The organism is Synechococcus sp. WC101 (assembly GCF_047461555.1).
Classification (GTDB): Bacteria; Cyanobacteriota; Cyanobacteriia; order Thermostichales; family Thermostichaceae; genus Thermostichus.
This window is the reverse complement of record NZ_JANSHG010000174.1, coordinates 1-4763: the sequence shown is the minus strand read 5'-3', so window position 1 is coordinate 4763 and position 4763 is coordinate 1. Positions and strand designations below refer to the sequence as shown.

Annotated in this window: 4 protein-coding genes; 1 reads left to right on the top strand and 3 read right to left on the bottom strand. The window is 61.8% G+C overall.

Annotated elements, in window-relative coordinates:
- Positions 1-220: 220 nt before the first annotated feature.
- Positions 221-754, top strand: coding sequence for a universal stress protein (locus tag NW809_RS10810; RefSeq protein ID WP_041438695.1), 534 nt, complete (start codon positions 221-223; stop codon positions 752-754).
- A 20-nt stretch (positions 755-774) separates the two neighbouring features.
- Here NW809_RS10810 and NW809_RS10805 read toward each other — a convergent pair whose 3' ends face one another.
- The 3 genes from NW809_RS10805 to NW809_RS10795 are packed head-to-tail and all read right to left on the bottom strand — an operon-like array spanning position 775 to position 4592.
- The gene (locus NW809_RS10805; protein WP_414402118.1) at positions 775-2196 is read right to left on the bottom strand and encodes a DUF4340 domain-containing protein; all 1422 of its coding nucleotides are present in this window, start codon (positions 2194-2196) and stop codon (positions 775-777) included.
- Between the two features lie 17 nt (positions 2197-2213).
- Positions 2214-3782 (bottom strand): GldG family protein, encoded by a 1569-nt coding sequence (locus tag NW809_RS10800; protein WP_011431650.1) that lies wholly within the window; start codon positions 3780-3782, stop codon positions 2214-2216.
- Positions 3783-3806: 24 nt separating this feature from the next.
- Positions 3807-4592 (bottom strand): ABC transporter permease, encoded by a 786-nt coding sequence (locus tag NW809_RS10795; RefSeq protein ID WP_414402117.1) that lies wholly within the window; start codon positions 4590-4592, stop codon positions 3807-3809.
- Positions 4593-4763: the final 171 nt, after the last annotated feature.

Here is a 4763-nt window from a genome sequence, read left to right as displayed (position 1 = left end):
GGTGTTAGAGTGGACAGCCCAGGAGGATGAGTTCTGACCTGTGTCAAGATCTCTGAACTTTCATTGCCAATCCGACAGGTCATCCGAGATGCCCGCGGTTTTCTCGCCCAGTTCTTTTACAACACAGGTAGATGAGGGCAAAGAAAAAAGGAACTTGGAGTCGAAACCGAAGTCAAGCCTTGTCTTTTGCCCATCTGTTGGCCATTTGGAGGAAGTCGGTATGTTCAGCAGGATTTTGGTGGCGGTGGATCGGTCGGAGCTGAGCCAGGGAGTGTTTCAAAAGGCCGTCCAACTGGCCAAGGCCATGCAGGCCGAGATGATGATCCTCCATGTTTTGTCCCAGGAAGAGCCCGGTGCCCCAGAGCCGCCCATGATCTTGGGGGTGGATTACAGCTCCACCATCAGCGCTGAGCTGTGGCAGTCTTATCGGGAGCAGTGTGCCATCTTCGAGCAAAACCAGATGGACTACCTGCGCTCGCTGGTGGAGAAAGCCGCTGAGCAGGGAGTTCGCGCCGAGTACCGCCTCAACTACGGCAACCCCGGTCGGGTCATCTGCGACTTGGCCCGCTCTTGGAAGGCGGACTTGATTGTGGTGGGCCGCCGCGGCCACTCCGGCCTGAGCGAGCTGTTTTTGGGCAGCGTCAGCAACTACGTGCTCCACCGGGCCCCCTGCTCGGTGTTGACGATCCAGGGCGAGGCTCTGAAAAAAGCAGCCTCAGCCAAAGAAGAGACAACCACCGCCTCTGCCAGCTAAGAAAAGCCCGCCGGCCACCGCTAGGAGCCTGAGGAAGACCCTCCCCGTTGGTCCCTTGTCTCCTCCGCTTTGCCCTCCAGCAAGCGGTTCACTTCGGTTTCCACGTTGTTGAAGGTGCTGAGGTCGATGACGGCAATATCCGGCTGATAGCTGCTTTGTACATAGGCACGCAGGCCGGCAGACGTCAAGCTCAACCTCAAGGGATCCCGACCGTCCTCGCCCTTGGCCTCAAAGGTCAGCTTCAGATCTGGCTCGGCCAAGGCTTTTTGGGCGTCTGGATCCGTCTCCGGCAGGAACTCCTTGGCGCGGGCGGCATTGAGGCTGGAGAAGAGGGAGCTGAGGTTGACCGGCTGGCCCGGTTGCTCCGGATTTTCCCAGCGCAGATCCAGGGATCCCTTCTCCTGGGGCAGAGGATTGAGGGTAACCCGCTCCCCTTGGGATTCCAGGGTAACTGGGCCCACCTGGTTGGGGTTGAGGCGGGCGATGCGGTGATCCCGCAGCTCCTCGAAGTCGGAGCGGAGAATGTCGGCGGTGCTGGTGAGGAGGGTGGCCACCGCCGGCTGCTCGGAGGTGATGACGTACACCTGGCCCTCTTTTTCCGCTCCCAAGGCCACAGTCAGGGTCTTGCCATCCTTGAGCTCAACGGTTAGCTGGGCAGAAGGCTTCTCCAGACCATAAGGAGCCAGCTCCGCTTTGGTTTCAGCCGGAAACTCCACCGCTTGCAGGCGAGACAACGTATTGAGCAGACGGTCGACGTTCAGGTCATCGGCAGGCAGCTCGCGGGGCTCGACGATCTGCCACGTATTTTCTTGTCGCTCCAAGCGAACGACCTCTGGCTCTGCCTCGGCCAACTGCACCTGCAGAGACTTCACCGCCGCTGTGTCAAAGCGCAGCAGAGTTTTGTCCCGCAAAGCCAGCAGAGAAGGCAAGAGGGATCCCTTCTGGGTGCTGGCCAAGAGCACCACCTCTCCCCCTTCTGGCCTGGCGTAGAAGCCGGAGCCGTCGAAGTTGTCGTTGCCAATGTCCAGGCGGTAGGGATCCCCCTCTTGGGGGAAGAGGGCGATCTGGTGGCGCGGCTTATCTAGGCCGAAGGCCGCCAAATCCTCAGCCCCTTCCAGCGTGATTTGAGGCGTGAGGCGGGAGAAGCTGTTGAGCAACTGCTCCACCGGGAAGTCCAGCGCCGCCGACTGGATGGGACGGATAATGCGCCAACGGGATCCCTCTTCTGCCTCAGGAGTGCGCTCCAAAAGGATTTCCTCCGGTTCCCCCTCTTGCTGCTGGCGAATCTCGATGCGGGCAATGGTGTCGGGGGCAAAGTGGAAAAGCCGCGCCCGCTCCGCTTGCTGCTGCTGGCGCAGTTGCTGGAAGTTGTCAAAGAGGAAATACCCCAGCAGAGCAGCCACTGCCAAGCCCAAGAGAATCCAGGTGCTGCGCTTGAACATGCTCGTCCTCCTTGGCCCTATCGTCTTTGCCACCAGAGCACGGCCCCCGATCCCAACGCCACCAGCGGCAGGAGCACCGTCGATCCCAGCACCAGCCAGCGGAAGTTCTGGCCGGTCACGGCAAGACGGCGGTCGGTGATGGATTTGGGGCGAATGGAGATCTGTTCGGTTCGCTCAGTGAGCCAGTTGAGGGTGTTGAGGAAGAGATCGCGGTTCCCCTGCTGCCTCAGGTTGCCGTCGAGGGCGAAGTTGACGTTGCCGATCACCACCAGCCGAGCCTCGGTCGGCCCCTCCTGGGATTCTGAGGTCTTCTGATCGCCTTTCACCTGGCGGGTCAGGGCTACGCCCAGGGTCAGGGGGCCGGGCTTGTCTTGATCCGGGTCAAATTGCAGCGGGCCGGCCTCTAGGTTGGGGCTGGTCTCTCCCCAGCTCTGCGGGCTGGTGCGCAGCAGAGGCGTGGCCTGGATCCCTTCGCGGACCTCAGTGTCTACAGAACGGGCCAGGGGGAAGAGGGTCATCAGCCGCTGTTCTGCCAGGGGAGCGGTGATGGGGTGATCCCCGTAGGTGGTAACCAGGGCCACCGCCGGCCCCGTGCCCAAAAGCTGGCTGACGCTGCTCACCTCAATGATGAAGTCATCCCCCAAAACCACGCCCCACTCCTCCAGCAAGGGATCCAGGCCGGCATCCACCCGTGGCCCAATCAAGAGCAGCAGCCGCCCCCCTTTGGCCAGGTAGTCCTGCAGCTTCTCCACCTCGCCGGGGAAGAGAGCCCGCTGCGGCCCTGCCAAGACCAACACATCCGCCTCCTCTGGGATCTGCGACTGCACCAGGTTCAGCGGCTCCACCCGGTAGCCCTCCTGGCCGAGGGCTGCCACCGCCTGGGCCAGGGTTGGGGTGCCCTCGCGAGCTTCCAGGCTCACCTCCCCATGCCCCTGTACAAAATAGGCCACCACTTCGCCGCGGTTAACCACCTTGGCCAGCACAGGGGTGAGCTTACTCTCCAGCTCAGGGGCGGGCGGCTGGGGCAGTTGTTGGCGGTTATTGCCCGATTCGACCACCAGGGTGTTATTTTGGGTAACCTGCAGCCGCTGGACAGTGAGGGGATCGCGGTTGGGATCCACAAACTCAAACTGGAAGCGCTCGGGGTTGAGGCGGCGGTAGCGCTCCAGCTGTTCCCGCAGGTTGGGATCGGGGGCGGTGGTGACCACCCAGACTTTCATTGGCTGGGCCAGCCCTTGCACCAATTGCCGCGTCTGGGGGGAGAGGGTAAACAGCCCCTCTTCCGTGAGATCCAGGCGCAGGTCGTAGCGCACCGCCACGACGTTGAGCAACACCAAGATCACGGCCATCGCCGCCGCCGCCACCAGGATGTTGGCGTTGGTCTGGGTGGAGCGCAGGCCCAGGAACAGGCTCACTTCCTTCCGGTGGGTGAGGCCCCAAACCACCACCAGGGCCAAGCCCGTGGCCATCAGGCTCAGGGGCACCGCCGTCCAGCCGGTGAGGGCAGCTCCCACCAGCAGGCCGATGGCCACGACGCCAAGGCCGACGATCCCCGTCCAATCTGCCAATGCCTGCCAAGCTTTCATCACCGCACTCCTCCCAACGCAACCCTAGCTCTGCTGCCAGCGCAGGCTTTCCACCGATTGCACCGTGGCAAACAGCCCCAGCACGATGATGCTGAGGAAAAGGACAACACTGCTGCTGCTGAGGATCCCTTGCACCCAGTTGCTGTACTGCTGCAGCAGCGAGACATGCCTCAGAGTGGCGGCAATCCAGTTGCTCTCCTGGCCGGCTGCCGCGTCGATGACCCAAAGCAGCAGGATCAGCCCAAAGGTAGCCACCGCCGCAATAAGGGTGCTGTCGGTCAGGGAAGAGATGAACAACCCCAGGGCCATGACGCTGCCGGCCAGCAGAGCAAGCCCCACATAGCCCATCAGGGTCAGGCGGTAGTCCACTGCTGGGTTGGCGCTACTCAGCACCAGCACGTGGTAGACCAGCGGCGGCAGCAGCAGCGTGATGAAAAACACCCAGACCGCCAGCCACTTGCCCAGGGCCACCTCTAGGTTGGTGATGGGGGAAGTGGCTAAGAGCTCCATGGTGCCCCGCCGCCGCTCTTCGGCATAGGAGCTCATGGTGAAGATGGGCAATAGAAATAAGGAAAGGGTGCCCAGCAGATTGAGAAACTGCTGCGACAGGATGGTGGCAGCATCAAAAGGGTTCTCCTGGCCAAACTGGGCAAACAGATCCACCTGCTGAGAAAAATCGATGACCCGCACCAAGATGTTGACAAAGAAAAACCCCGCCAGCCCCCAAAACACTGCCGCCACCACATAGGCAATGGGGGAGGTGAAGTAGCCGCGCAGCTCTTTGCGGAAAATGGCAACCACGCCGTTCATGCCGCTTCCTCCAACGCGCCTTCGGATCCCTCTTGGGTAGTGAGCTGCAGGAAAATCTCCTCCAAAGAAGCCTGGGGACGGCCGATCTCGTAGAGGTCGATCCCCGCCTGTACCAGGGCCCTGGCCACCTCCGGGATCCAGCCTTCTGCAGAAACATGGCTCTTCAGGTGC